This window comes from Paenibacillus sp. J2TS4 (genome assembly GCF_018403245.1).
In the GTDB taxonomy this organism is placed as follows: Bacteria; Bacillota; Bacilli; order Paenibacillales; family NBRC-103111; genus Paenibacillus_L.
In genome coordinates, this window is record NZ_BOSH01000002.1 from 15,154 (window position 1) to 40,703 (window position 25,550).

Sequence of the window (25,550 nt, forward strand, 5' to 3'; positions counted from 1 at the left end):
CGACCGCGGCTTTTTCTTTATTTAGGCACCGTGCGCTAAACTGTCGTTTACTTATTATATCTATGCGATATAATAAAAAGCAGTTAAAACGAGTAAGGGGGTCATCCGCTTGAACGAACTGTTTATCCTCGGTGAATTGATGAATAACCCGATGCACGGCTATTTGCTGCATCAGATTTTGAATGCGATTATTGGACCGACGCGAAAAATCAGCTGGGGGGTGCTTTATCCGCTCATTCACAGTCTGCTTGCAGACGGTCTGATCGACCAGGTCCCCGATGAACAACCGGAGAGTGATCGGCAGGGAAGAGGAAAGAAGAAAAAGATGTATACCATCACAGAAGCAGGCAGGATGCGATTTTTGCGGTTGATGGAAGAACCGATTCCATATTCGCCGGATTATGAGCAGCATTTTTATACCAAACTGAAAAATTTCGATCGGATCAATATGGAATTGCAATATTTAGTTTTGCACCAGTACAAGGATTACCTGCGTTATGAAATCCGCTATGAGGAAGAACGGTTGGAGCATGCGAGTATGGATGAGCGGATTCCCGAAGGGGAACAGCAGTATATTCTGATTTTTTTCCGGCATCGTTTAGAAAAGCTCCAATTTGACGAAAAGTGGGTTTTACAGTTGATTGATAGCCATCGAATGAATGGAGAAGGGCTTAACTGTGATTGAAACATACCGTTGGATCACGGAAGAGCAGGAGATCTATTCGAAAGGAGGAATGCGGAATTAGCGGACTAAATGCATTGTTTCGTCAACGAATTGGCATGCCGGAAAACGAAAAAATAACATTTGCTGCATTGGACTTGGTTCTTGAGCTGACGGCAAAAAGCATCCCTTTTGAAAATTTCAGCATAATTGAACAACGCGCAAGCGCGATCACTGAAGACAATCTGGTTTGCAAATTGCTCGTCAACAAGGAGGGCGGTCTTTGTTACGAATTGAATGCACTGCTCTATTTTTTCTTAATCGACAACTCTTTTCACGCCGTTCTGACGCGAGGCGTCGTTTACAATAACGACGCGCAAGCGTATTTGACCATCGGACGAACGCATGCGACGATTTTGCTCGCGCACGAGGATCAGACGTATCTGGTCGACACGGGCTTCGGCGGGAATTTGCCGCTAACGCCGGTTCCTTTGACCGGGGAGACCGTCACTTCGCGCAACGGGGCATTTCGGGCGCGGAAAGCGCACAGTGAACACGGGGACTATGTGTTGGAAATGAAACTGAAGCATAAGGATAACGATTGGAGAATCGGCTATGCCTTCGATTCCGGGAAGCCGGTCGGTGATGTGGCGGAATTGAACGAGATTCAGACAATCATCGCCGAACATCCGGATTCGCCATTCAACAAGCATTCGTTAATTACCCGGCACACCGCTCAAGGAAGCGTAACATTAACCGATACCTCGCTGACGCAATGGACCGACGGGGCTGTCGCGAAAGAGAAAATTGACGGCGGCAGGTTCAAAGAACTGTTGAAGAAGCATTTTAGCAGATGAAACGAGCGGAACTATACCGTTGACGAATCCGTAACTTTCTTGCCTAATGGGGAGTGTTCTGTATTTATCAGAACACTCCCCATTCTTGCTGCAAAATAAAGCACCCGGAAGTTAACGGTTGATGCCGTCCTCTCTTGGGTGTTTCCAGAGTGAGAATGTTTATTGTTGGATGGTCAGGTAATTGACCAGTCTGCACATAGTGGACAGTCATGTCCAGTTTTTATATGTATTCATCCCCGCCGACCACCAAGAGGAAGAGGTCATATTTCAAATTCTAATCGTGATGTTTCACAGCGGCTTACGGACAATGGAAGTGTGTGACCTGGCTCCCGGAGATTGTCATTGCAAGGATCGAGTCGACGGCAACAAAAATGATTATATCCCTTTGTGGTCAAAGGGATACCTTTTGACAATCAAAAGAATAGCCGTGGCAAGAACACTAAAAGCAGGGGATAGATTGATTATAAAAAGAGATCCTAGAAATGAGTATGACCCCTATGCTATTCAAGTTTGGGCGGAGAACAATCAACTTGGTTTTGTACCTAGAGATCTGGGTTATCAGGGCTTGACAAGCGAAAGCACACGCTTTCTGTTAGTTGTCGATTCTTTGAGTAAAGGAATCAACGTCGATCGTACCTTGATTTGCGAATCATTTGATCAGTTTAATCCCTTCCTAGATGAAGTTACTTGCTTTTGCGCATGAATGCCTGAAAACCAAGATTGCCCAGGGAAAGCGGGCGTTTCATTTACCTAGCAGCTTTCAAACTCAGGTGAGAGTGCCTTCTTCAACCCGCCCCATGCTACTAAATTGCAAGAGGTCCATTCGGTTTAAATATGCGCGAGAGTATAAGAGTGGCTGCCCCGATGGATGTACTGTTCTCTGCAAATCGAACGGGCTTGATGTCTGGCACATAATCGGCATAATTCGGCTGCAAGGCGTTGAAATGTACACGGACTGCCTCAACAAACTCGGGGCTTGACGCCAGAGCATGCCCTCCGATTACAATCGTCTTTGGATCGTAGACGCGAACCAGGTCGCATAAAATTTTGCCGAGGTAAGAAACGGCTTCCTGTACGAACCGTTCGACGTCTTTATCGCCCAGGCGGAAAGACTCGATAATTTCAGTGATATTCATCTCTTTCGAGTCAGCTGAAGGTCCATCAACCCTCTTTCTCCGATTTTCATTAACGCGTTTGCATATCGCTTTTTCACTCGCGACCGCTTCCAGGCACCCTCTTCTCCCGCAACTGCATATTGGCCCATCAGGCTCTACGATGACATGGCCGACATCGCCTTCAAGCTGATTGGCTCCGCGGTAAAGCTGCCCGTTCAGCACCAGTCCGAGACCGATGCCGCTTTGGAAGAGTCCCAGACATAACATGTGATCGTGTTCCTTGCCGAACCAATTTTCCCCGTAAGCCATGGAGCGCATTTCGCGTTCTACATAAACAGGCAGCGAAAATGCCTGTTCCAGCTCCTCTCGAATCTTCACATTGCGCCAGTTCTTAAAATTGACGGCATAGATGGATGTTCCGGCTTCAACGTCAACTTTCCCCGGCACACCCACGCTGATTCCTATGATTTTGTCGATCCGATCTTCATGTATGGATAGAAGCTCCCGAATGACATCTTTTAAGGCTTCCATGACCATAGCCGGTCCTTGGTCCGAAGGGCTGGCCATGCGGTGATGGCACACGACATTGCCGGTCAGATCAAGCATGACGGCATTGATCTCATCGGAATTCAGATCGACTCCGACCGCAAACGCGCCTTCCGGTCGAAGCTCCAGCAGTGTTGCCCTTCTACCTCCTTTGGCTGTCGCCTGGCCTTGCCCCGACCTTATAATAAGTCCTTCCTCGAGCAAATCGGTAATGATGCGCAGGATGGTAGACGGCTGCAGCGAGAGAGCTTTTGCCAGCTCCGCTTGGGAAATCCGCTCTTTTCTACGAATAGTATCGAGCACGTTAGCGCGATTGATATCGCGGATAGTTGAAGGGTTTGCAGATTGGGTTATCATGAATTTCCTCCTTGACATGCATTCATTGTCGGACAAGCCGCGCTTGCAGATATGTATCTTCATTGCCTCATTGCACCAATTCTATCACTTTTTCCTTTTTTGTTTTGGAATGAAATTCGGAAACTTCAGAAAAGTGTTGTAATTATGATTCTGAATGATTATAATTCAATTGTAGAATAGTTTCTTGCCAAAAGCAACAAACTATTCTGTTATGAAAAGCGCCGCACGGTAGCTCAATACATTCATCGTCGGTGAAAGCGAGGATGTAAGAACATGCACTGTGTAATTGGAATTGACGGTGGAGCAACGAAAACAGAAGTGTTGGCTTTAAGACCGGATGGAACTGAGCTTTGCCGGCTCAGTGGAGATTCGAGCAATCCCAGTTCTCAAAATCCCCGGCAAGCGGCAGCAAATTTAGGGGCGCTTCTCGAGTGTATGCTGGAGCAACCCGCACTTCAAGGAAGGGAGGTTTTGTCTGTTTGCATGGGCCTGGCGGGGCTCATAACCGATCGTGATCGTCATTACTTCGACTCTTACATTAGAGATTTTCGCAGCAAGCGTCGTATGAATTTCCGGTTCGCGATAATGAGCGATATCGAAATCGTACTTGCAGGAACGCTGGAACAAGAACATGGGATCGCCGTTGTTGCGGGAACCGGGTCGTGCGTTTTTGGCCGGACGCCAGACGGAGCTGTCTACCGAACAGGCGGATGGGGGCATCTGATCGGCGATGAAGGAAGCGGTTACAGGATTGGTCTTGCTACTCTGCAATCCCTTGCGCAAAGCCATGACGGTTTGCTTCCGCATACAAGGTTGACCTGGCTGTTGACAGAGAAATGCGGAATAAGCGGGATTATGGAATTAAAGGATTATATTTACGACCAAGCCATCACGAAAAAGGATATCGCCGCCTTCACCGAAATATGCGTCCAGGCAAGCAACGAAGGAGATTCGGTCGCATCGGACATCATTCGCGAGGCCGCAGGAGAACTGGTGCAGACGACGCTTGCCCTGATCCGCAAAGATCGATGGTTCGCGGCATCTCCCGTCGTAATGTCCGGATCTATCTTCAAACACTCCAGTCTGTTTCGACAAACCTTTACAAGCCAATTGCAAAGCGAGTACAATCTCCTATCGTTCCATCTTCCCCGGCGTAAGCCGGTATACGGAGCGGGGAGGATCGCGCTCAGCCTTCTGCAGGGGCACCGAGCGTAAATAAAAAAGATTTGAAGGGGAGAAAATGATGCGGGATCAACTAAAAGAGCTTGCAACCGAGCAGCCGAACAAACGGACAGAACAGATCGACACGCTTCCGACTGAACGTATTTTGGAGCTTATCAATGAGGAAGATCAGCAGGTCGCAATCGTCGTCAAGGGTTGCCTTTCTGCCATTGCATCTGCGGTCGAGATGGTTACTGCGGCTATTGCCGGAGGAGGGAGGCTGATCTACGTCGGAGCCGGTTCGAGCGGGCGAATTGCCCAGCAGGATGCGCTTGAATGTCCCCCCACCTATGGGACGGCTCCCGGTATTGTACAATGCATTCTGGCCGGCGGCAATTCTATCAATCACAGTCCCGACGAGAAAGCGGAGGACGATTTCGCTGCCGGCGCGGAAGAGATCAGCCAAAGAAAAGTGACCGCACAGGACGTCGTCGTCGGCATTGCGGCCAGCGGCCGTACCCCCTTCGTCCTTGGAGCAATGAAACAGGCGGCTGCCCTTGGGGCGAAGGTGATCGGGATTTGCAACAACCGCGGAACGCCAATGGCCGAAGCTGCAGACCTGGTCATCGAAGCTGTCACCGGACCGGAGGCCATTATGGGATCTACCCGCATGAAGGCCGGCACCGCCCAAAAAATGATACTGAACATGCTGACCACAGCGACGATGATTCGTCTGGGCAAAGTATATAAAAACTTGATGGTAGATCTCCAGGCGGATAATTCCAAGCTAGTTGACCGGGCCAAACGTATCGTAGAGATAGCGACTAACGTATCGGTGAAGGAAGTGGAACGTGCCTATGCGGCAGCAAAAGGTGACGTGAAAACCGCCATCGTCATCCTTGCGGCGGGAGTGGACAGTTCGGAAGCCCGGCGGAAGCTTGCTGAGCATGATGGTCATATTCGCAAGGCCATGAATGGAGGGATTGAAGTCGGATGAAGCTTAATTCTCAAGCCGTCTCTACGTTGGCGGAGCGGTTGATTGGTGAAGCTTACGCAAGTCAGCTTCGTTTTGAACTGCTGAACTGTACAGATGGAGTTCATCGTTTCCAAATCGAAGAAGCGGACGGTCTGATCGTCATACGCGGTACAACTCCCGTCGCACAGGCGGCCGGTTTCCACTGGTATCTGAAGTATTGCTGCCGTTGCAGCATCTCCTGGTGTGGTGATCAACTGAAACTTCCCGCGACCTTGCCGAGGCCTGAGACGAAAATCGAACAATCCAGCCCTTACCGATATGTATACGCTTACAACTTTGTGACTTATTCCTATACCACGGCGTTCTGGGATTGGGCCCGTTGGGAGCGTGAGCTCGATTGGATGGCCCTAAACGGAATTAATCTCGTTTTGGAAATGACCGGACACGAAGAAGTTTGGAGAAGAACGTTCGCAAAATTTGGGTATACCGACGAGGAAATTCGGACGTTCTTAAGCGGCCCCGCTTACTTGCCGTTTCAATGGCTCGGTTGCTTGTACGGCTGGGGCGGACCTCTTCCGCCAAGCTGGTTCGACGACCGCGTGGCACTTGCTCACCGGATTCATGCCCGGATGGCCGAACTGGGTATGACGCGAATCCTTCCGGGATACACAGGCATTGTGCCGCCGGATTTTGCGAACAAGATGCCGGGTGCTGTGGTGCTGGATCAGGGCAAATGGGTCGAGATGGAACGTCCTCCCATCCTCCGGTCTGATTCCTCTGCTTTTGATTTGGTTGCCCAAACCTTCTATAAAGAACAGGAAAAATTGTTCGGTACCGATCATTTTTATGCCGCTGATCCGTTCCATGAAGGGGGGAATACTGGGGTTCTTGATTTGTCGGAAGCGATGCGGCGGGTACAGGACGCGATGCTGAAAGCAGACCCGCAGGCAGTTTGGGTGCTGCAGGGCTGGTGGCAAAATCCTACGCCGGAAATGTTCGCGGGACTCAACAAGGATCAGGCATTGATCCTGGATTTATGGGGAGAACAAGCGCCGCGCTGGAAACGGGCAGGAGAAAATGTGTTTTACGGAACTCCGTGGATTTGGTCGTTTCTCCACAATTTCGGCGGACGGCTGGGACTTTACGGGCACATGAAGGGAGCCGTAGATCGGCTGCTTGAAGCACTCCATCATCCTGATCATGGGCGGATGTGCGGGATCGGTCTTACCGGTGAAGGGATTGGGCAAAATCCGGTCATATACGATTTAATTCTTGAAATGGCCTGGCGGACCGAGGTTGATGTCGATGATTGGCTGGAACGATATGTGGAGCGCCGATATGGAGGGCGAAACGCAAACGCCATGAAGGCATGGAAATACCTGGAGGGAAGCGTCTATTCCTGCTCTCGGCAGATCGGGCCGACGGAAAGCATCATCAACGCACGGCCGAGCGAAGTATTCGAGAAGCGGTCGGCGAATCAAGGTGTCGTGCCCGACGGGGAGACGGCTCCGGGAAAAGCGATCCCGGCAGAGAAATATTGGGAGCCGGACTCGCTCTATTACGATCCGTCCCATGTCGCGGAAGCTTGCCGGCTGCTGTATGCCGCATTCGACGAACTGCACGGAGCGGACCCGTACTTGTATGATCTGGTCGACGTAACGCGTCAGATGATCGCCGATCGCGCGAGAACATTTGCCTCCAATTTCCTCCGGGCTTACCATAGCGGAGACGTCGAAGGCTTCAACCGGAACAGCAAGGAGTTCCTCACTCTGCTCGCCGACCAGGAAGAATTGCTTAATACGCGCGGTGAATTTCTGCTCGGCCGCTGGCTGGAACAGGCCAAGAGAATCGGCCGCAGCGAGAACGAGAAGCGGCTCTACGAGTTCAATGCCCGCACATTGATTACGCTGTGGTCTAATGAAGCCGGCCAAAGCTTCCTTCACGAATATGCCCATAGGGACTGGGCGGGTTTGACAGCGGATTTCTACTTGCCGCGATGGCGCTTGTTCATCGCAGCATTGGACCGATCCCTAACAACCGGCGAACCTCCGGAACCTATTGACTGGTACGCGTGGGAATATAATTGGACCATTGAAACGAAGCCGTATCCGACCGAACCGTCGGGCGATATTCGCTCGATCGTCGGCCAAATGATTGAGAAACTGAGTTCGTTTTCTTCATCCCAGTCGCAATATTTGGAGGGTTCGATATGAAAAGAGTTTCTCCGCGCCTCAACGTATCTATGCTACTGATAATCGCTCTGCTTGTCAGCGCATGCTCGATCAACAGCGGCCAACAAAATGATTCCGCTGGTTCTCCCGGCTCCTCGGATAATCAAGCGTCCACTTCCGAAACCGCCGATCCGTTTGGAAAGTATGATCCGCCAATCGTAGTGTCGGCTGTTCGCGCCATTGACGAAGCAGTGAAATATCCGTCGGGAGACAGTCTGGACAACAATGTGTGGACCCGGGAATTCGCCGACAAGCTTGGCATCAAGATCAAGTATGATTGGACAGTTGCGTCAACGCAATACGAACAAAAGCTGAACGTCTCGCTTACTTCCGGGGAAATGGCGGATATTATGCCGGTCTATTCCAAGCAACTTCAAGAGCTCGCGGAGTTCGACAAGCTGGAAGATTTGACCGAGTTATTCGACAAATACGCGTCGCCGCTCACAAAGGAAATATTGTATCAGGACGGCGGAACGGCAATGAAATCGGCGACTTTCAACGACAAATTGCTAGCGCTTCCATATACGGGAGCCAGCTTCGGCCAAGTGCTGTGGGTACGATCCGATTGGCTGGAGGAGATGAATCTGCCGGAGCCGAAGACAATGGACGACGTGCTGATGATTTCAAAAGCGTTTAAATCCAGGAGCAACAATTCTTACGGTCTTGCGGCGAATTGGGGCACTGCGCTGACCGGATTTTTCAACGGCTATCACGCTTACCCCAATATTTGGATCAAAGACAGTGACGGTAAGCTCGCATTCGGCAGCATTCAACCGGAAATGAAGGCCGCACTCGCAAAGCTGCGCGAGCTGTACGCCAACGGCGAGATTGACCAGGAGTTCGCGTTGAAGGATGACAATAAAATGCTCGATACGGTAACATCGGGCAGCGTGGGCATGATTTATGGACCCGACTGGTATCCATTCTGGCCGTTCGCCGATGCCAAGCTGAAGGACCCGAAGATCGACTGGAAAGCGTTTCCCATTCCGTACATCGACGAAAATCCCGCCAAGGTACCGGTCACCTTCCCGGTCGGAATATACTTCGTCGTGAAAAAGGGCGCCAAGCATCCGGAAGCGGCAATTAAAATGCTGAATCTATTTATTGAAAATACTTGGAGCAAAACGGCGGACACCGAAAAATTCCTCATTGCGCCGGACGGTATCGAATTGTTCAAATATCCGCTGATTCAAGCCTGGCCCGCAAACAAGGATTTGCCGGATTTGTACAATGCGATCAAAGATGCGCTCCAGACGAAGGACGCCTCCGCGCTCAACGGCGAGCAGAGGACAAAGCATGACCGGATTGTTCAATTCCAGAGCACGGGCGAACTCGGTACCAACGCCATCAATTGGGCAACTGCCCGACAGATGGCGCCAGAGAAAGGCTCTTCTTTTTCGGTGCTCGCCTATTACCGGGATAAGGGACTGGTGCTGACTGACGAAATGTACGGTCCTCCGACACCAACGATGACGAAGAGTATGACCACCCTGCTGGATCTTCAGAAGCAAGCATTTACGAGAATTGTCATGGGCACCGCCCCGCTGGATTCTTTCGATTCATTCGTGGAGGAATGGAAGAAGCTGGGCGGAGACAAAATTACGAAAGAGGTGAACGAGTGGGCGGCATCGCAATAATTGGCTTGCGGGGGAAGCGGTAATGAGCCGCTCCCTCCACCCGTTTACCAATATATCTAAAGAATGTGGTGGAACAGATGAAAAAAAGGACGAGTCTTCTACAGGTCATCAACCGGAAAACACTCCCTCTGCATTTAATGCTGTTGCCTGGCGTCCTGCTTGTCTTCGTATATTGTTATATTCCGATGGCGGGCATTGTGATTGCGTTCCAGGATTTTCGGCCACTGGGCGGTCTGTTTAATGCCAGGTGGGTCGGACTCGAAAACTTCGAGTTTATTTTTAACTACCCGGGCTTTCGCCAGGCGCTTTGGAATACCGTTTATATTTCATTTATGAAAATCGTACTCGGTTTGTTCGTTCCGATCGTGATCTCCCTGCTGTTGAATGAAGTCAGGCTTCAGTTTTTCAAACGCGGCATCCAAACGCTGATATATTTGCCGCATTTTCTTTCCTGGATCATTTTGAGCGGTATTCTGATCGATATTCTTTCGCCTAAAACGGGCATCGTCAACCAGTCGCTAGGTGTCTTCGGTATTGAACCGATCTTCTTTCTGGGCGACAATCGCTGGTTCCCAATTACTCTGGTTATATCGGACGTTTGGAAGGAGTTCGGCTTCAGCACGATCATCTACCTGGCGGCGCTGACCAGCATATCGCCGACGCTTTACGAAGCTGCAGTCATGGACGGGGCGGGCCGCTGGAGACAAACATGGTACATTACCCTTCCCGGGATGAGGCCGATCATCGTATTAATGGTCACGTTAAGTCTTGGCAATGTTCTGAACGCAGGCTTCGATCAAGTATTCAACCTATACAACCCCATCGTGTACGAGAGCGGCGACATCATCGACACCATGGTCTACCGCTTCGGGATCGTCGACGCTCAATATAGCGTGGCCACGGCTATGGGATTGTTCAAATCGGTCGTGTCCTTTGTATTCATTTCGAGTGCGTACTGGCTGGCTTATCGGTTCGCGAACTACAGGATTTTCTAGAAGGGAGGTCACGCTGTATGTATGCCGATTCAACGGGGCGCAAAATTTTTGAGTACGTCAATTATTTGTTTCTCATTCTCGTTTCGCTTCTGTGTCTGTTGCCGTTCGTTCATGTGCTGGCCGTTTCGTTAAGCTCGACCAGCGCGGCGACATCCGGGTTGGTGAAACTGTGGCCGGTCGATTTCACGCTGCAATCGTATATGTATATATTGAAAAAGAAAGAGTTTCTGCAAGCGTTATGGGTCTCTGTCGAACGCGTGCTGCTCGGCACATCGCTCGGCATGCTGCTGACGATTCTGCTCGCCTATCCATTGTCCAAGGAAACACGGGTATTCAAACAGCGCACTTGGTATGTATGGTACTTCGTATTCACGATCTTATTTGGCGGAGGACTCGTTCCTTGGTTTCTGACCATTAAATATACAGGTCTGATCGATTCCATATGGGCGCTTGTCGTTCCTGGAGCGGTTAATGTCTTCAATGTCGTACTGCTGCTCAACTTTTTTCGGGGCCTGCCCAAAGAATTGGAAGAATCGGTATTCATAGACGGCGCTGGGCATTGGACCTCGCTTTGGAAAATTTACGTTCCCCTTTCCTTGCCCGCATTGGCAACCATTATGCTGTTTACGGTCGTCGGGCATTGGAACGCGTGGTTCGACGGCATTATTCTGATGAATTCCACGGAGAAATATCCGCTGTCCAGCTATTTGCAAACGATGATCATCAATAAAAATCTGGCTAACGTCCGTGACGAGGACATCGCGTCGCTGATCGAGGTTTCCAACCGCACGGCCAAAGCTGCGCAAATTTTTATTGGAGCGCTGCCCATGCTGATTCTCTATCCTTTCTTGCAAAAATATTTCATGAAAGGGATCGTGCTAGGCAGCGTCAAGGAGTGAGTTTAATATGAATGGCGGCTCATCCGCATTTGTAAAGTCTCCGAACGGAGGCAAATTATCGAGAAACCGCTGAAGCATATTAATGAAAATTGTTCTGGGGCTGTTTGTAAATTTTGAGATGTATTGGGATGAGCGAAGAGGGGATGATCCCCTCTATTTTGTTGGCTCAAAGCCACCATTGCCGGATCGTAGCTTCCTGTATTCTGGTGCTGGTCAGAAATTTGACGAGAAACGCAAGGCCTTATGGATGGATAGAAAATGTGGTTACGCATAAGAAGTATAGAAGAAGAGGGTTTGGACGGATGGCACTGGAAAAAGCAATGGAAATTGCCCAGGCCAGAAATTGTTATAAGCTTATGCTGATGACCGGATCTCAACGGGAGGAAGTACACAGCTTTTATGAGGGAGCCGGGTTCGTGAAAGGAAAGAAAACCGGATTTATGATCAGCTATTAAGGTTCGCAGCAGCGAACCAATGGATGGAAAATCATTAGTGAAATTATAGGAGGGTGATTCCGATGAACAAAAAACCGCAGCTTGTCCTTGATGCCGCCGGAGTGGTGGTCACCAATTTTTCTTCTTCGTTTTGGAGGGAAATGACAGAGGGCTCCGGAATTTCATTTGAATCTTTCATAGCTTTATTTCAGAGAGAGATGAAAGAAGTTTTGTGGACCGGAAAGATAAGCGAGAAGGAATTCTGGGAGTGGCTTAATGAGAAGTGTCCGGCTATTGAAGACAAGGCTGCCCGTCGTTTGATGGAACGCCATATAGTGGCATTACCCGCGTATGAATGTTTAGCGGACTGGAGTTCGTGGGCAGATATTCACCTTCTAAGCAATCATCGCAGAGAATGGCTGGAAGATATATTGAAGCCGGTAGCTCCCTACATCAAGACAATTACCATATCCAGTGAAGTGGGATTGTGTAAACCCGATCCTTCTATCTATAAGCTTGTTCATTCCCGGCTAGAAGGGGGACCCATCATGTATGTCGATGATCAAGAGAAAAACCTGGACCCTGCGCGTCAGCTGGGATGGAAGGCTGTGCTGGCCGATCAGGAAGGTGCCTGGGTGGAAAGGGTAGAGGCCTTTCTTAAATCATAGGCCCCATATAGAAGAACCTGAGTATTTTAAGGAAATCATAGACAGCTCTTATGGCAAGATTTAAGGAATAGAGAAGCTTGAAGTATCCAACAGAAGTTAGGTTTGGTGGGTATTCCCTTGAAATCGCCAGCTTGATAGAGGAAGGCAGGGAAGCAGATGTTAGCCATCCGAAGACTGATTGCCTATGGAATCGACTTTATTATCCTTGCGATGATCCTTGTGGGCGTGCAATTAATAATTAATGTAATCACGGGGGGAGGGCTATCCCGCTCGCTGCAAAGCGGCTGGGCCATCGAGCTGTGGGTGCTGCTGACGATGTCTGCTCCCGTATGGGTGTACTTTATTTACCTTGAATATCGCAAGCAGCAAACGATAGGCAAAAAAGTGATGAAGCTAAGGCTTGAAACGATCGAAGGTCATCCAGTGAAGCTTGGGCAGGCTTTCAGCCGAACGTTGGTCAAACTGCTGCCCTGGGAGCTGACTCATATCTTTATATTGCTGCCTGAACCCTGGTGGTTCCACCCGGAAAAGCCCAATTACTTGATCTATATCCCTAATGCATTCATACTGCTGTATGCCGCTTTTTTGTTCTGGACGAAGGGAACACGGGGACTTCATGATTTAATCCCGGGGACACGTGTCGTCTCACAGTAACAAGACCGAAAGGGGAAATTGCTTCTTCTTAGGTTTTATTTTTTTTGGATTATGAAAAAACACCTCTAATCTTTTTGAGTAAGGATAAGGCTTCATCTTCGTTCAGCCAGGCGATTTCCGGTATAATGAGAAGAAGAAAATTTGATTTCATTGGAATCAAGAGAATACGAGGGAATCTCTATGGAAGCCATCAAGGACGGCCTGAATCTTCCTGGATACGATGTGGACCAAATCATATATGAAGACCCCTATCTGTTCGTCTGCTATGCCTACGCGCAGAAGCGGGCTCGCCCGGCTCTGCTCAAGGTGGTGAAGGAAGGAAGCAGCACCTTCGTCGAGAATGCGAAGCTGCTGCATGAATATGAAGGCGCCGCCCGGGTGCCGATGGACGGGATACTGCGGCCGATGGCGATCGTGCCGCACGGCAATGCTTTCATTCTGGAGTATGAGCGAGTGAACGGCGTAACGTTGCGCCGCTACTTCGAGATGCAATCGGTATCGCTTACTGCGTTCCTGGAACTCGGCATCGAAATATGCCGGATGGTCGAGGCGCTGCATCAGCAGCAGGTGCTTCATCTCAATCTCAAGCCCGATACGATCCTCGTACAAACCGAAACGATGAGGATCTATGTGACTGGCTTCGGGTATGCCCAGTACTTACAGCAGGATTCGGATGGCCATGCAAAAGGCCTGATGAAGCCTTCCCTGCCGGAAGGCCATCCGATCTATATGTCTCCGGAGCAGACCGGACGCATGAACTGCGAGCTCGGTCCGTATTCCGACCTGTACTCCTTGGGCGTGACTTGGTATGAACTGCTCGCAGGCGAACCTCCGTTCAAGGCCGCCAGCGCGTTGGCCTGGTCCCACGCGCATATGGCGCTGCCGCCTGTGCCGTTAGCCGTGCTGCGGCCGCAGTTGCCGGCGAAGGTTGCAGCCATTGTCATGAAGCTGCTGGAGAAGGATCCGGAAGCGCGCTATCCGGATGCGCGCACATTGCGCGCCGCGCTCGAAGAGTGCCTGGCGGAGCGGCTGAACAGCCAAGCTCCCGATGGGCCGGGGCGAACAGCCGGGGACGAAGCCGGCCGACAGTGTTCTGTAGCGGCGATGCCAACGGTCGAGCCGAGAGGCGTCCTGCCGTATCCTGCGCTGGGCCTAACCAGCGACGCTCCCCCGCATGGGATGGCAGGAACGTTCGCGGGGGAGCTCAGCAGCGGCTATCCGCAAGCGCTCGATCTGGCGGCGATCGTCCAGGCGTCCCGCACCTTCACGGAAGGCTGGAGGGGCCGCGATCTGGCAGCCAAGCTGCTGGCCGTGATTCTAATGCAGGCGGGGGCAGGGCAGGGATATCTGATCATGCCGCGCCAGGACGAACCCTATGTGGAAGCTGCCATTAATCTGGAGGCCAACGGGGAGAGCGGCTGGTGCGAATTCCGGCCCTGCCCGCTGAGCGAGTGCGGCGAAGTGCAGAGGGAACTGGTCTATGCCGCGCTCCATTCGGGCAAGGCGATGCTTCTGCGGTCCGGGAACCGCAGGGACGATGCGGGGAAGCTTGTTAAGGAGAAGCCGCTTGAAGCGGCGACACAGACTGAAGCAGCGAAGCAGTCTGATGCGGCAACGCAGCCAACTGGAGATTCGGAAGGCTGTCCGGCCTCCGTGCTGGTGCTGTCAATTCAGCTTGATGGCCAGGTGCGTGGCTGTCTGTATCTGGTCAATCATAGGTCACGTCATGCCTTCGTCCCGGAACGTCAGGGAACGCTGCATATTCTCGCCTGCCAACTGCTATATGTGGCGGAAACCGAAGGACGAGCGCTGCCGCCGCAGCGGGAGAAGTTACAAAGCCTGGCGAAGGTGGAGAAACTGACGGCCCGCGAGCGGGAAGTGCTGAACCTGTTGGCCCGGAGCCTGTCGAACCGAGAGATTGCAGAAGGGCTGCAAGTGTCGTTCGAGACCGTGAAGGCCCATATCAAAAATATATTCAAAAAGCTCGGTGTCGATCGGCGAATGAAGGCAGTCTCCGTAGCAAAGACGCTCGGTTGGCTGGATGAGCAGGCGCCTTAACCGGCGGTTGATAAAATCCCCCTTTCGGGGAATTGCCCAGATTATTGAAGCACGGTAACGTGATGAGGGAATAAGCCGAAAGGGGAATGAGGAAGAAGATGAATGAGATTATGCGGGACGTGAAACATGCGCCCGCCGGGTGGGCTCCGCTTATTCTGTACTATATCGTCTTCGCGGCGGGATGGGCCGTGTGCAGAATATGGCTGCTTCCGCCAGGAATGCCTTCGCTTTCGTGGGGACTGGTAGAAGCGGCGGTGAAGACATTCGTCTGGGTTGTGCCGGTATGTGTCTATATTATCGCCGTGATTGGCGAGTCTCCCGTAACGTATTTAAGATGGAACCGGAAGATTGGCAGCTGGGGGTGGACGGTTATCCCGATCATCATCTGGGCTGTCTATACCTTCATTGTCGATCATATCGTGTTCTCGCAGCCGTTTACCGTTACTCGGAACCTGTCCGTCTGGCTGAATGTCGTGCTGCTTGCCGGCGTCCTGGAGGAGACCGTATTTCGCGGCTTCCTGCTGCGGCAACTGGCGGAACGGCTGCCGTTCGCGGGAGCGAACCTGCTGACCGGTGCGCTGTTCATTCTCATCCACGTGCCGATATGGATGAGCGGCGACATGGCGTGGCTCGATATGTTGTGGCGGGCGACAGATATGCTGCTGTTCTCTCTTGTCGCAGGTTACATGTGGCTAAGAACAGGATCGCTATGGGCGCCAGTGCTGTTTCATACCGCCAACAACCTGTTTATCCACCTCGGTCTGTGAGCGTAAGCCGTCAGGGTTCTCCTGGCGGCTTATTGCTGATTCGGAAGGTGCTGCCCGTCACCCCGTTTTGCCTTTCAAGATATGTATGGATTTCATAAAAAGGCATTTTTTGTTAGCCTTAACAAAATAATTAAGCTATTATATTACCTAGGTAAGATTATCCATATCTATCGACATTAAGGAAGTGATAACGTGGTAGTTCGCGAGACTGAACATGAAATTATAATGGTCAGACAGCACGATCATGCCCAGCTTTCCGGGGAGATTGCCAAGCATTTCAAAAGCTTCTTTACAGACGATCCCTATTTTGAGGATACGTTATTAGCTATTTATCAGCATGATTTGGGGTGGGTCCGGTTAGATGAGGTTCCTATGTGGAACGACCGCACATCCCTTCCATTTTCTTTTATGGACTTCCCGCTGCTCCCCAAGTTAACCCATTATACGTATGGCCTGGATCAGATAGAGAGGATGAATAAATACGCCGGACTATTGTGCAGCTTGCACTATGCGTCTTTTGGCGTTTTCCGGAACAGCACGGTGCCGGAATGTATTGATTTTTCCCGGCATGAATGCTTAAGACAACATCATAGAAGAATTAAGCTTGACTAATCAAGATGACTGGATCGAGCCATTCCGATTGCTGCAGCTGTGCGATGTCGTTTCTTTATATGTCTGTTTGAATGATCCGGGGGTTCGTAAAGAACAGGAATATCCTCGATATGCCGATGGATTCGAAGACTCAGAGATGTTCAACCCTATAGGAGAAGGTCGTCTGGTGGCCGAGTGGGTTAATGATAAAGAAATCAAGATAAGCCCCAACCCATTCGATCAGAGCTTTGTCGCCACTTTAAAGCAGAAGCAAGTGCCCAAGAAGCTGGTACAGGAAGCGGGGATTGCAGAAGCCTACAACCAAACAGCGTGGGTAGAGCAAGAAGTGATATTCAGGGGCGGCTCCTAAGGGTACCAAGCTGATCCGGCTCCGCTACCGTCTGGCAGAAGTTCTCTGCAGTTGGCGGTAATCCAGGACAAGACGCAGACCTAATAAACATAGGGTAAGCCAGACTCCCCCGGCAGCATAACCGGCGAGAACATCGCTAGGGTAATGGACCCCGAGATAGATCCGGCTTGTCCCCACCAACAAAATAATGATACTCGTTGATATAACAATAGTGATCTTTGGCATCCTTGAAATTAGAAACATGTAGCACAAGATGCCCAGCATCCCGTATAAAATAAAAGAACTCATGGAATGCCCGCTCGGAAAACTATAACCGGTTTCCTCAATTAGTCGATGCAGGGAAGGTCTCTCCCTTTGATAAAACGACTTCAGCCCCAGGTTAAAAAGCGCCCCTCCCCCCAGCGCAATAACTAGAAACAGAGCTTCCCACCGTTTCTTATGCCAGATCATCAGGACGCTGGAGACTATCAGAAGCGTAGTCAAAAACACTTTGGAGCCAAGAAATGTGAAGCATTTCATTAGGAGCGTAAGCTTGGGAGAGATGAGGGACTGGACCGATTCAATGATCTGTTGATCCAAGAGGATCCATTCAGATTCCGTGATTTCATCCGCAATTTTTGCGAATATGAACGTGAGTATGAAAATCACGATAATCAAGATGATTCTATATATTATCGAGGATGAAGACTTTCGGTATTGTTCCATGATCTGCGTAAAGGATACTGAGCGACTTGAGTCCTGAGCGGAATTTACGTCCATCTCTTGTTAGTCATGTTCCTTTACTCCTCCTCTTATGATCGATAAGTGATATTCTACTTATTTTTACTCTAAATCGACAGCTAAATCAAATTCGCAGGAGAAGAGGATGGAGTTGGAAGATCATTTTGTTATTTCCCGGGTCATTCGGTAAGTTAGCAAGATATACAGAAGGACAAGACTGTATAGAAAGAACAGGCTGACGATCGATCGCACCGGTTCGGCAATGGGGAGAGGATCGATTAACCAACCATTTAAGCTGGAGCCAAGCAGGCATAGAAGAACTAAGCCCGCTGTTTTCCAGATGGGAAACCAGTGGCGTGGAAAAGAAGATTTAAGCTTAAAAATGACTGTCAGGTTCCACAATGCGGATACGAGCTCCAAGGAAAGAATGCCGATGGCTGCGCCGGCATAGGCGAACCCAGGAATCCCCAGCAGTGCGAAGTGCAGCGCGGCGGAACAGATGCATCCCGCGATCAATCCGGAGAGCGGAGTTTTTTTATTCCCGGAGGCCCATAAAATGACGGTGGTCAATTGTTGGACTCCCGAAAATAAGGGCGCCAGAAACATATAGCGGACCGGAGTAGAAGCGGAGTCTTCTGAGAAAACGAGCAAAGACAGCTCAGCCGAATAGTGGAACAAGATCCAGGCGGAGCCGATTCCCCACAAGCAGCCAATATGAATAGCGGCTTGGGACCGATGCAGGAAGCGGCTGACCTCTTTGTTCTGCCAATCGGAGGTGATTTTGGCCGCAAGGGTGAAAGCCAAGGCCGACGTGAGCAGAGTGGGCATATAAACGATCGTGGCGGCAACTCCTGCGATCTGCCCGAACGTGGAAGCAGCTTCCGAAGCAGACATGCCGGCCTGCTGCAGCCGATAGGGGATAATGAGGGCTTCGAGAAAATCGGATACGGGCACGATCAGGCGAGCAGCCGATATCGACAAGGCGCTGTACAAAAAAAGACGGATTCGGTTATCGGCCGGTCCTGCAGCGGCGTCCGGATGTCTTGATAACCCTAAAGATTTTCTGCGAAAGAACAGAATCGCCAGCAGCAAAAGAAAGGCGATCAAGGCTCCGGCAGAAGCCCCCATCACAGCGCCGCCTACCGCACGGCCCAAACCGGAGGGGATCCACAGGCTAACCAGCAGCAGCATGACGGATAGCCTTACGATCTGTTCCGTCAGCTCCGACCAGGCGATGGGGCCGTAATGTTCCAGCCCCTGAAGAAAGCTGCGAAGCAGAAACAGCAGAGGAACGAGGAATAGCGCAGGCGCTATATAACGAACCGCCATCTCCAGATCGGAATGGCCGAGCCAGCGAGCGAGGAGAGGGGCTATCTGGTAGCACAACCACGCGAGTGCTCCTCCGATAGATGCCAACAGAAGAGTCGCTGTTTTATAAAGCTGCCAGCCTTTGCGGCGGTCTTGGGCGGTGGTGAGGGCAAGGGCGGTAGGGAAACCTCCGGAAATGACCGTCAAAGCGAGTCCGTAGAACGAATAGGCGATTTGATAGAGCCCGATTCCTTCCGAGTCCAATAGCCGGAACAGCGGAATACGGGCGGCAAACCCAAGCAGCTTGACAACAAAAATGGCACCCGCTCGAAGTGCCATCTGTTTAACAAATATGGGCAATCCCAACGCAATTCCTCCTCACTGCATCCGGTCTGAGTCCTGCTCTACAGTATATGAGCCTGTCCCGTCAGATATTATGAGGTTGGCGTTAAGATTTATAAGATTAGTCTTTAATATGGATGAGCCAATATTTGGTATATTTATCCCAGCCCAAGTCGAAGGGGACCCGGTAACGGTCTGCGGAATGCGAATTAACCAGCGGATAGCCGTAGTCGTCAAATCCGACCACGATCGAGAAATGATCCACATCTCCATTCATTTCGTAAGCAATAAGATCTCCAGGTTGAATGGAAGCGAAGGCTCCATCCGGATGCTTATCCGTTCTAGTTGTCACGGCCTCGAATGTCCCCCGGGCGACAAGCTGACCGTATCCGCTGTAAAGTAAAAAATTTTTAAACGAATCCGTTCGTACCCAGCCTTCGTTACCTCCGACATTATAGCGGTATCGCCACCGCGAAGTCATTTTCAGGCCGCCGCCTTCCTCTGGATCGCCGATAACCTGTGAAGCGAAATTAGTGCAATCCCCGCCCAAATGGGCATAGTCTCTATATTTTTGGTTATATCGGTTGTTGTTTCCTGCTCCCCATGCAATCCCCGCATATTTATTAGCGTACTCGACCGCGCGTTCACGTTGATATCCAATGGAATTTGAATTCGGGGAGGAAGTGCTTACCCCGTCTGTTCGGAAGAAAGGAACTCCATTCTGTGTCGGCTCCAGTTCGGGAATCAGCTTCGGATTTTCGGTGAGCGGGTCAAGATACCATTCCCTGGTCACCTTCCAATGACCGTCCTTTTGCCTGAGGGTAAGGACATGACGAGTGCCGATTCCAAAATGCTGAGGCTGATCGGGCTTGGCGTTATAGGCGTAGGAAAGCTTCAAAGATTGGACGAGAGACACCCGTGCCTGGTTGCCGGACACATTTAGCCGGACGATGCGCACTCTGCTTTCGGCTTCGTTGAACGTTAAGAGCCTTTTGTCTGCCCAGGCTTGAACGTATTCGGTTCTCTGCTTTTCCAGTTTCAGGGCTTGCTTGCCGGTAGCTTCTGCAGTCAAGTAGTACTCATCCAATGCTTCGCTTGTGGAATGAATGAGCATCTGTGCCCGTTCATCGAACAATCGTCCGATAAAGGATTCCACCTGTTGCCTTTCTTCTTCCTTATTATCATGCTCCAGCGTCAATTGTGTCGGGAAATCGACCTCAGAAGCTGCAGCCGTTACCGTGGCCGGCCATGGCAGGAGCAGAAAGAGGACAAACCAAACCAATGAAGTCAGCCGCTTCCCATTCACTTTATTTCTCCTTTAGTTAAATGATGTCAGTTATCCTTAGATTATCCGTAACTGTTCATAAATATCCATTGGTTCGAGAGTAAGCCGCAGTCGAGGAAAAAGCTTCCCTAACTCCGGCAATTGACCAAATCACGCTTCCGAGTGAGAAAATCGCTAAATCATCAGATTTGGGGTGTATTTTGCACTTAATATTATTTTAGTCTTCGGTTTTGAATCGTGAAGTAGAAGGATTTTAGTCGGGGAATCAAGAATGAAGCAGGATGAGCTACTTTTATCTACTTTGGAGGTGCGAAATGAATACGATTCAAATTATTCAAACCACTGAACTTGATCTTAAAAGCATGTCTTCTTTAGTGGAACGCAGTCGGGAAGAAGGCTTTCGACATATCGTTAGATTGGTCAAAGATTACGAGCAAGGAAAGAACACATTCGCCCAGCATGGGGAAGCGTTGTTTGTGGCTGTTCAGGGAGAACAAATCGTCGGAGTGTGCGGGTTGAATGCGGATCCTTATTCACAGGCCGAAGCAGGAAGAGTCCGGCGACTTTATGTGCTCCCCGAATTCAGAAGAGCAGGGATAGGAAGAAAGCTGACGGAAGCAGTCATAACAGAAGCCGCCAAACATTACAAGCGGCTCGTTCTAAGAACAGACAATGAAGGGGCCGGCAAATTCTATGAAGCTCTGGGATTTAGCCAATCCAATGGAATAGAGCAGAGCACCCATATTCTGCGGCTAACTCCAAGCCGTCCCGTGGAGAAGCAAGAGACTAATAGGATATACGAGAAAAACGGATGGGCCCTATATGAGGATAAATTTGGCAAGCTATACTATAATCAGATGAATAATGAATCGGTCGTTATGCTGGCCAACGATGCGAATTGCTACATTCTTATTAGGCAGTTCAGAAGAGCGGTGCAATCTTCCGTCATTCAGCTTCCGGGCGGCGGAGTGGAGCCGGGGGAAGGACTGGAGAACGCTGTGAGAAGAGAATTTCTGGAGGAGACGGGTTATTCCTGTGGAGACGTTATCTATCTGGGTAAAATGTGGTCCTCTTCCTGGCGAAGCAATGAAGTGACCCATGTATTTTTTACAGAAGAAGTATTGAAGCCTGACGAGCAGCGGTTGGAAAAGCATGAAAGCATCGAGGTTTTACGAGTGGAAGTAAAGGACTGCTTAAACCAAATTAAAGCGAATGAAATTTCAGACCCGGAACTAACCTTCGCCCTATTGCAGGCCATCTTAAAGGGACTGGTGACTGTGGAATGAAAACAACTAACGCTGCTCCTTAAACCAAACGCAACAATAAATAGCCAAAGGTAATAGAGGAAGATTATTATAAAAGAAAGGGGCTTAATAGTGGACAATTTAATTCAGGAGCTGATCTCGCAATATTTTGATGAGAACATGGAAAATGCAGAGTCGGTGCCCTTCGGAATAACAAACTATACTCAAAAAGTCACGGTAAATAACCAAAAATACATCGCCCGAATCTATGACAGTCACTCTAAAAATGTGGAAAGATTAAAATTTGAAATCGAGTTGATGTCTTTTTTGGAGCAGCAAAATTTATCCTTTCAGGTACCCGGTTTTGTGACTTCCAAGAGGAAGGAGAATTTTGTCCAGCTTTCCAATGGGCAATTAGGTTCGATCGTTAATTTTATTGAGGGAGAGGCTCCCGATTTGTCACGGGATTCGGATGTTAAAGAATATGGCAGATCGGTTGGCGAGCTTTCCAAAGCGTTGAGCCATTTCGCCACAGAATTAATTCAACCGGAAATTAAATTTTATGATCTGAACAGTCTGCATCCATTGTGTAATGAAAGATCGGTCAGCCAGTTTTTTGAACGCCCTCCTTTTGACATCGACAATAATCACTTCCGGCTACTAATGAATACTTATCACTCCATTCCTAAGTATAGGTCCGGGTTGGATCGATTACCGAAGCAGATCATTCATCACGATTTATTGATTTTTAATTTGCTAATCGACAGGGAACTGCGGAAGATGAACGGAATTCTTGATTTTGACTTTGCTTCCAACGATGTTCGTGCCTTGGAGCTAGCCATTTGCCTTAATCATCTTCTGCAAACCAAGGATAGCGATTTTTCCAATGTGGAAATTTTTTTAGAGGAATATTCCCGTTCTATGGAACTGACGAATGAAGAGATACAATGGATTCCGTATCTAATGCAGATGTATTATGTCTCTTTGCTTTGTATTTATATCGGACAACACTATTCGGGGCGAGACATTGTTGAATATTTTCAATTTATCTTAAATCAATGGGTCATTAGAAGACAATGGATGGGTCAGCACGAGATTGAACTTGTGAAGATTTTAAAATCAAAATTGCTTTGACTGAAAATATGGAGGTAAACATGATCCTGGAAGTGGCTATATTGCAGGTTATCCCAGAGTTAGCCGATGAATTCGAACATAATTTTAAAAGAGCCTCTAGCCTTATTTCGAAAATGAAAGGCTATATTCATCACGAGCTGCACAAATGTATAGAGGAAGAAAATAAGTATATTTTGCTGGTTCGATGGGAAACGCTGGAGGACCATACCGAAGGGTTTAGAGGGTCGCAGGAATACTTGGAGTGGAAAGCTCTATTGCATCATTTTTACAGTCCTTTTCCAGTGGTAGAACACTATAGAAACGTCGATCTGGATTAATCAAAGCTTTCTATATAAAATGAACTAATGATTGAATAGCTCATAAAGTGGAGAAAGAAAGATGCTTCCAGGGCGAGTTTTGGCTTTGTATTCCTACCATCCGAAGGCCCATCCCAATAGAAGGAATACAAAACAAGATGTTTGAAGCTTCGGAGGCACTTTCCTTTCGGAACGGAATGAGAGCTATTCTTTAGTTCAACATATATAGACGGATTTGGAAGGCAGATTGGAGTTCCTTTTCCTTCGGAATGGGAGAAAGACATTTCTTTATTGTCGTAAGGAAAGTCAGAACATTAGCGGTCAGAATCAAGCTTTGGGAGGGATAGGATGTCCAATCGGTTCTTCATGATTACAGGGACTTCCAGTGGGATAGGTCAGGCCGTGGCAAGGTCGTTATTAGAAAGCGGCGATTTGGTCTGTGGAATCTCCAGAAGGGATTCGGAAGAGTTAAACCGATATCCCCAATATTCGCAGATTCTTTTGGATTTACAGCGAGTGGAAGAAGTGGAAGACGTGATCAATCGAGCGTTAACAGAAGTAAATCCGCAGAGCCTGGAAATGATCTGTCTAATCAATAATGCCGCCATGCTAGAGCCGCTGCTGCCTATAGATGAATGTACCGCTGAAGATATCTTATCAAACATTCACATCTGTCTTATAGCGCCCATGATCTTAACTTCGATATTTATTAAGGCCACACAACATTGGACAGCGAGAAGAAAAATAATCAATATTTCTTCAGGCTCAGGCTCTTATGCCCATCCTTCCATGAGCGTCTATTCTGCAGCCAAGGCTGGTTTGAACAGATTTACGCAAAGTGTGGGGGCGGAGCAAACGGGCAACGATACGAATCCGGTGGAGATTATTTCTGTTGATCCAGGGATGGTAGAGACTGAAATGCAGCAGACGGCCAGAAGTAAGCGGGAAGAGGAGTTCAGAATGGCAGGTTATTTCAAGGAAGCTTATCTTAAAGGACGGCTTCAATCAACCGATGAGATGGCCGGGCATTTGATGAGAATCATAGAGAATCATTACGAACCAGGAAGACTGGTCCATTATTGTGATCTATAGTGCAAAAGGTTGGTGAAGGGATGAAATATCACCGTCATTTAGGCGTATACGGCATCTGTTGTCAAGATAATCAATTACTTGTCGTTCATAAAACAGATGGACCTTACAGAAATCGTTTTGATTTGCCTGGAGGAACCATTGAACGTGATGAGTCTATCATTCAGGCGATTTATCGTGAATTTCAAGAAGAAACAGGATTCGTTATTAATGTAAATCATAATATTGGGGTTTCCGAGTTCATTGTACCGTATAGTTTAAGAGATTGTTCTCATATCCAGCACATTGCCATCCTTCTTGAGGTTAGTTTGGAAGGCTCTTGTGAAAGTATATTAATATCCGATGATACCGCTGGCTGGAGCTGGATCAACGTGGATGAAATTGGTGAAGATAACTCCTCTCCTTTAGTTCAAGCGGCTAAAGCTTATCTGGAAACTGATCATTTGGAATGGATAAGCGTGACCTATGATAACTGGAAAGTAGCGGAGTAATCCGGGTGCTTCAAAGAGGATTGCCAGAAAGGTGGAAGGGGAACAAGGTCGGGAAAGGGGCGGAGACCAAGGATGCGGGAAAAGAGATTAAAACAATACCTTTATGAGCATGAACGGCTATGGAAGGATTTAAGAAAGGTTCGGGAGTTGGATTTACCTCAATGTTATATTGCGGCGGGCTACATACGGAATTATATTTGGGACAAATTGCATGGATTTGAAGATCGCCAGCGACATAACGATATTGATGTTGTTTATTATGATAAGGATTATGCTTCTGAGGAAAGAGATATTGGATTGGAGAAGGAATTAATAGAACAGACAGGAGATCCGAAATGGTCTGTCAAAAATCAAGCTAGAATGCATATTAGAAATGGAGAAAAGCCCTATCTATCCACAATAGATGCTTTAAGCAGGTGGCCGGAAACAGTGACGGCCCTAGGGGGCAGGTTGGATGCAAACGATGAGCTTGATATATGCAGCCCCTACGGATTAGAGGATTTATTCAACCTGGTTGTAAGACGCAGTCCGCTATTTAAGGATAAAGAGTTATATTTGAACCGTGTCCATAAGAAGGAATGGAAGAAGCATTGGCCCTTAATCACTATTCTGGATGAATGATATGATATGGGAGGGATACATAGAAGAGCGTATCATGGAAAGG

General features: G+C 49.1%; 24 protein-coding genes and 1 pseudogene. 21 read left to right on the top strand and 4 right to left on the bottom strand.

From position 1 onward, the window contains the following. Positions 1 to 109 precede the first annotated feature (109 nt). The 3 genes from KJS69_RS04245 to KJS69_RS04255 all read left to right on the top strand — a co-directional run bounded on the left by KJS69_RS04245 (position 110) and on the right by KJS69_RS04255 (position 2,221). Positions 110 to 685, top strand: a complete 576-nt coding sequence (locus KJS69_RS04245) for a PadR family transcriptional regulator (protein WP_213581932.1) — start codon at positions 110 to 112, stop codon at positions 683 to 685. 56 nt (positions 686 to 741) lie between these two features. Further along, on the top strand, positions 742 to 1,518 hold the full coding sequence (locus KJS69_RS04250) for an arylamine N-acetyltransferase family protein (RefSeq protein ID WP_213583026.1): 777 nt from the start codon (positions 742 to 744) through the stop codon (positions 1,516 to 1,518). Between the two features lie 181 nt (positions 1,519 to 1,699). Beyond that, positions 1,700 to 2,221: an HIRAN domain-containing protein gene (locus tag KJS69_RS04255; RefSeq protein ID WP_213581934.1), complete on the top strand. Its 522-nt coding sequence runs from the start codon at positions 1,700 to 1,702 to the stop codon at positions 2,219 to 2,221. A 100-nt stretch (positions 2,222 to 2,321) separates the two neighbouring features. Here the strand turns inward: KJS69_RS04255 and KJS69_RS04260 are convergent, their stop codons facing one another. Then, a complete protein-coding gene (locus tag KJS69_RS04260) occupies positions 2,322 to 3,536 on the bottom strand; it encodes an ROK family transcriptional regulator (RefSeq protein WP_213581936.1) in 1,215 nt (404 codons plus the stop codon). Positions 3,537 to 3,809: 273 nt separating this feature from the next. Here KJS69_RS04260 and KJS69_RS04265 point away from each other — a divergent pair, with 273 nt between their 5' ends. The 12 genes and pseudogenes from KJS69_RS04265 (at position 3,810) to KJS69_RS04320 (ending at position 16,977) form a co-directional block, all read left to right on the top strand. Then, positions 3,810 to 4,751, top strand: a complete 942-nt coding sequence (locus KJS69_RS04265; RefSeq protein WP_213581938.1) for an N-acetylglucosamine kinase — start codon at positions 3,810 to 3,812, stop codon at positions 4,749 to 4,751. 25 nt (positions 4,752 to 4,776) lie between these two features. Next, a complete protein-coding gene (gene murQ, locus KJS69_RS04270; protein ID WP_306434390.1) occupies positions 4,777 to 5,694 on the top strand; it encodes an N-acetylmuramic acid 6-phosphate etherase in 918 nt (305 codons plus the stop codon). Further along, the gene (locus tag KJS69_RS04275) at positions 5,691 to 7,886 is read left to right on the top strand and encodes an alpha-N-acetylglucosaminidase (protein ID WP_213581940.1); all 2,196 of its coding nucleotides are present in this window, start codon (positions 5,691 to 5,693) and stop codon (positions 7,884 to 7,886) included. The genes murQ and KJS69_RS04275 overlap by 4 nt, the downstream gene beginning before the upstream one ends. Further along, positions 7,883 to 9,541 carry an extracellular solute-binding protein gene (locus tag KJS69_RS04280; RefSeq protein WP_213581942.1) on the top strand — a complete coding sequence of 553 codons (1,659 nt, stop codon included), beginning with the start codon at positions 7,883 to 7,885 and terminating at the stop codon, positions 9,539 to 9,541. Before KJS69_RS04275 ends, KJS69_RS04280 begins: the two co-directional genes overlap by 4 nt. 77 nt (positions 9,542 to 9,618) lie before the next feature. Further along, positions 9,619 to 10,536: an ABC transporter permease gene (locus KJS69_RS04285; protein WP_213581944.1), complete on the top strand. Its 918-nt coding sequence runs from the start codon at positions 9,619 to 9,621 to the stop codon at positions 10,534 to 10,536. Between the two features lie 17 nt (positions 10,537 to 10,553). After that, positions 10,554 to 11,435 carry a carbohydrate ABC transporter permease gene (locus tag KJS69_RS04290; RefSeq protein WP_213581946.1) on the top strand — a complete coding sequence of 294 codons (882 nt, stop codon included), beginning with the start codon at positions 10,554 to 10,556 and terminating at the stop codon, positions 11,433 to 11,435. A 128-nt stretch (positions 11,436 to 11,563) separates the two neighbouring features. Beyond that, entirely contained in the window at positions 11,564 to 11,890 is a 327-nt protein-coding gene (locus tag KJS69_RS04295; protein WP_213581948.1) for a GNAT family N-acetyltransferase, read from the top strand. Positions 11,891 to 11,952: 62 nt separating this feature from the next. Continuing rightward, the gene (locus tag KJS69_RS04300; RefSeq protein ID WP_213581950.1) at positions 11,953 to 12,537 is read left to right on the top strand and encodes an HAD family hydrolase; all 585 of its coding nucleotides are present in this window, start codon (positions 11,953 to 11,955) and stop codon (positions 12,535 to 12,537) included. Positions 12,538 to 12,693: 156 nt separating this feature from the next. Beyond that, a complete protein-coding gene (locus KJS69_RS04305; RefSeq protein WP_213581952.1) occupies positions 12,694 to 13,191 on the top strand; it encodes an RDD family protein in 498 nt (165 codons plus the stop codon). Positions 13,192 to 13,371: 180 nt separating this feature from the next. After that, a complete protein-coding gene (locus tag KJS69_RS04310; RefSeq protein ID WP_213581954.1) occupies positions 13,372 to 15,249 on the top strand; it encodes a protein kinase domain-containing protein in 1,878 nt (625 codons plus the stop codon). A 98-nt stretch (positions 15,250 to 15,347) separates the two neighbouring features. Further along, positions 15,348 to 16,016, top strand: coding sequence for a CPBP family intramembrane glutamic endopeptidase (locus KJS69_RS04315; protein ID WP_213581956.1), 669 nt, complete (start codon positions 15,348 to 15,350; stop codon positions 16,014 to 16,016). Between the two features lie 225 nt (positions 16,017 to 16,241). Beyond that, positions 16,242 to 16,977, top strand: a pseudogene (locus tag KJS69_RS04320) (DUF3891 family protein). Positions 16,978 to 17,001: 24 nt separating this feature from the next. On the opposite strand, the gene KJS69_RS04325 reads toward KJS69_RS04320, so the two are convergent. The 3 genes from KJS69_RS04325 to KJS69_RS04335 all read right to left on the bottom strand — a co-directional run bounded on the left by KJS69_RS04325 (position 17,002) and on the right by KJS69_RS04335 (position 20,653). Then, the gene (locus KJS69_RS04325) at positions 17,002 to 17,556 is read right to left on the bottom strand and encodes a phosphatase PAP2 family protein (protein WP_249730361.1); all 555 of its coding nucleotides are present in this window, start codon (positions 17,554 to 17,556) and stop codon (positions 17,002 to 17,004) included. A gap of 300 nt (positions 17,557 to 17,856) precedes the next feature. Beyond that, positions 17,857 to 19,371 (bottom strand): oligosaccharide flippase family protein, encoded by a 1,515-nt coding sequence (locus KJS69_RS04330; RefSeq protein WP_213581960.1) that lies wholly within the window; start codon positions 19,369 to 19,371, stop codon positions 17,857 to 17,859. Positions 19,372 to 19,468: 97 nt separating this feature from the next. After that, complete coding sequence (locus tag KJS69_RS04335; RefSeq protein ID WP_249730362.1) at positions 19,469 to 20,653, bottom strand: amidase domain-containing protein; 1,185 nt, start codon at positions 20,651 to 20,653, stop codon at positions 19,469 to 19,471. A 293-nt stretch (positions 20,654 to 20,946) separates the two neighbouring features. On the opposite strand from KJS69_RS04335, the gene KJS69_RS29555 reads away from it, so the two are divergent. The 6 genes from KJS69_RS29555 to KJS69_RS04370 all read left to right on the top strand — a co-directional run bounded on the left by KJS69_RS29555 (position 20,947) and on the right by KJS69_RS04370 (position 25,507). Further along, entirely contained in the window at positions 20,947 to 21,918 is a 972-nt protein-coding gene (locus tag KJS69_RS29555) for a GNAT family N-acetyltransferase (RefSeq protein ID WP_249730363.1), read from the top strand. Between the two features lie 90 nt (positions 21,919 to 22,008). After that, positions 22,009 to 23,010 (top strand): phosphotransferase, encoded by a 1,002-nt coding sequence (locus KJS69_RS04350; RefSeq protein ID WP_213581962.1) that lies wholly within the window; start codon positions 22,009 to 22,011, stop codon positions 23,008 to 23,010. Between the two features lie 20 nt (positions 23,011 to 23,030). Next, entirely contained in the window at positions 23,031 to 23,327 is a 297-nt protein-coding gene (locus KJS69_RS04355) for an antibiotic biosynthesis monooxygenase family protein (RefSeq protein WP_213581964.1), read from the top strand. Positions 23,328 to 23,654: 327 nt separating this feature from the next. Next, positions 23,655 to 24,398, top strand: coding sequence for an SDR family NAD(P)-dependent oxidoreductase (locus KJS69_RS04360; protein ID WP_213581966.1), 744 nt, complete (start codon positions 23,655 to 23,657; stop codon positions 24,396 to 24,398). A 20-nt stretch (positions 24,399 to 24,418) separates the two neighbouring features. Continuing rightward, positions 24,419 to 24,886: an NUDIX hydrolase gene (locus KJS69_RS04365; protein ID WP_213581968.1), complete on the top strand. Its 468-nt coding sequence runs from the start codon at positions 24,419 to 24,421 to the stop codon at positions 24,884 to 24,886. 72 nt (positions 24,887 to 24,958) lie between these two features. Continuing rightward, positions 24,959 to 25,507 (top strand): nucleotidyltransferase family protein, encoded by a 549-nt coding sequence (locus KJS69_RS04370; RefSeq protein WP_213581970.1) that lies wholly within the window; start codon positions 24,959 to 24,961, stop codon positions 25,505 to 25,507. Positions 25,508 to 25,550 lie beyond the last annotated feature (43 nt).

Coding starts and splice junctions, on each gene's coding strand:
- KJS69_RS04260 (WP_213581936.1), bottom strand. CDS start 3,536: ATGATAACCCAATCTGCAAACCCTTCAACTATCCGCGATATCAATCGC.
- KJS69_RS04265 (WP_213581938.1), top strand. CDS start 3,810: ATGCACTGTGTAATTGGAATTGACGGTGGAGCAACGAAAACAGAAGTG.
- murQ (WP_306434390.1), top strand. CDS start 4,777: ATGATGCGGGATCAACTAAAAGAGCTTGCAACCGAGCAGCCGAACAAA.
- KJS69_RS04275 (WP_213581940.1), top strand. CDS start 5,691: ATGAAGCTTAATTCTCAAGCCGTCTCTACGTTGGCGGAGCGGTTGATT.
- KJS69_RS04280 (WP_213581942.1), top strand. CDS start 7,883: ATGAAAAGAGTTTCTCCGCGCCTCAACGTATCTATGCTACTGATAATC.
- KJS69_RS04285 (WP_213581944.1), top strand. CDS start 9,619: ATGAAAAAAAGGACGAGTCTTCTACAGGTCATCAACCGGAAAACACTC.
- KJS69_RS04290 (WP_213581946.1), top strand. CDS start 10,554: ATGTATGCCGATTCAACGGGGCGCAAAATTTTTGAGTACGTCAATTAT.
- KJS69_RS04295 (WP_213581948.1), top strand. CDS start 11,564: ATGAGCGAAGAGGGGATGATCCCCTCTATTTTGTTGGCTCAAAGCCAC.
- KJS69_RS04300 (WP_213581950.1), top strand. CDS start 11,953: ATGAACAAAAAACCGCAGCTTGTCCTTGATGCCGCCGGAGTGGTGGTC.
- KJS69_RS04305 (WP_213581952.1), top strand. CDS start 12,694: ATGTTAGCCATCCGAAGACTGATTGCCTATGGAATCGACTTTATTATC.
- KJS69_RS04310 (WP_213581954.1), top strand. CDS start 13,372: ATGGAAGCCATCAAGGACGGCCTGAATCTTCCTGGATACGATGTGGAC.
- KJS69_RS04315 (WP_213581956.1), top strand. CDS start 15,348: ATGAATGAGATTATGCGGGACGTGAAACATGCGCCCGCCGGGTGGGCT.
- KJS69_RS29555 (WP_249730363.1), top strand. CDS start 20,947: ATGAATACGATTCAAATTATTCAAACCACTGAACTTGATCTTAAAAGC.
- KJS69_RS04355 (WP_213581964.1), top strand. CDS start 23,031: ATGATCCTGGAAGTGGCTATATTGCAGGTTATCCCAGAGTTAGCCGAT.
- KJS69_RS04360 (WP_213581966.1), top strand. CDS start 23,655: ATGTCCAATCGGTTCTTCATGATTACAGGGACTTCCAGTGGGATAGGT.
- KJS69_RS04365 (WP_213581968.1), top strand. CDS start 24,419: ATGAAATATCACCGTCATTTAGGCGTATACGGCATCTGTTGTCAAGAT.
- KJS69_RS04370 (WP_213581970.1), top strand. CDS start 24,959: ATGCGGGAAAAGAGATTAAAACAATACCTTTATGAGCATGAACGGCTA.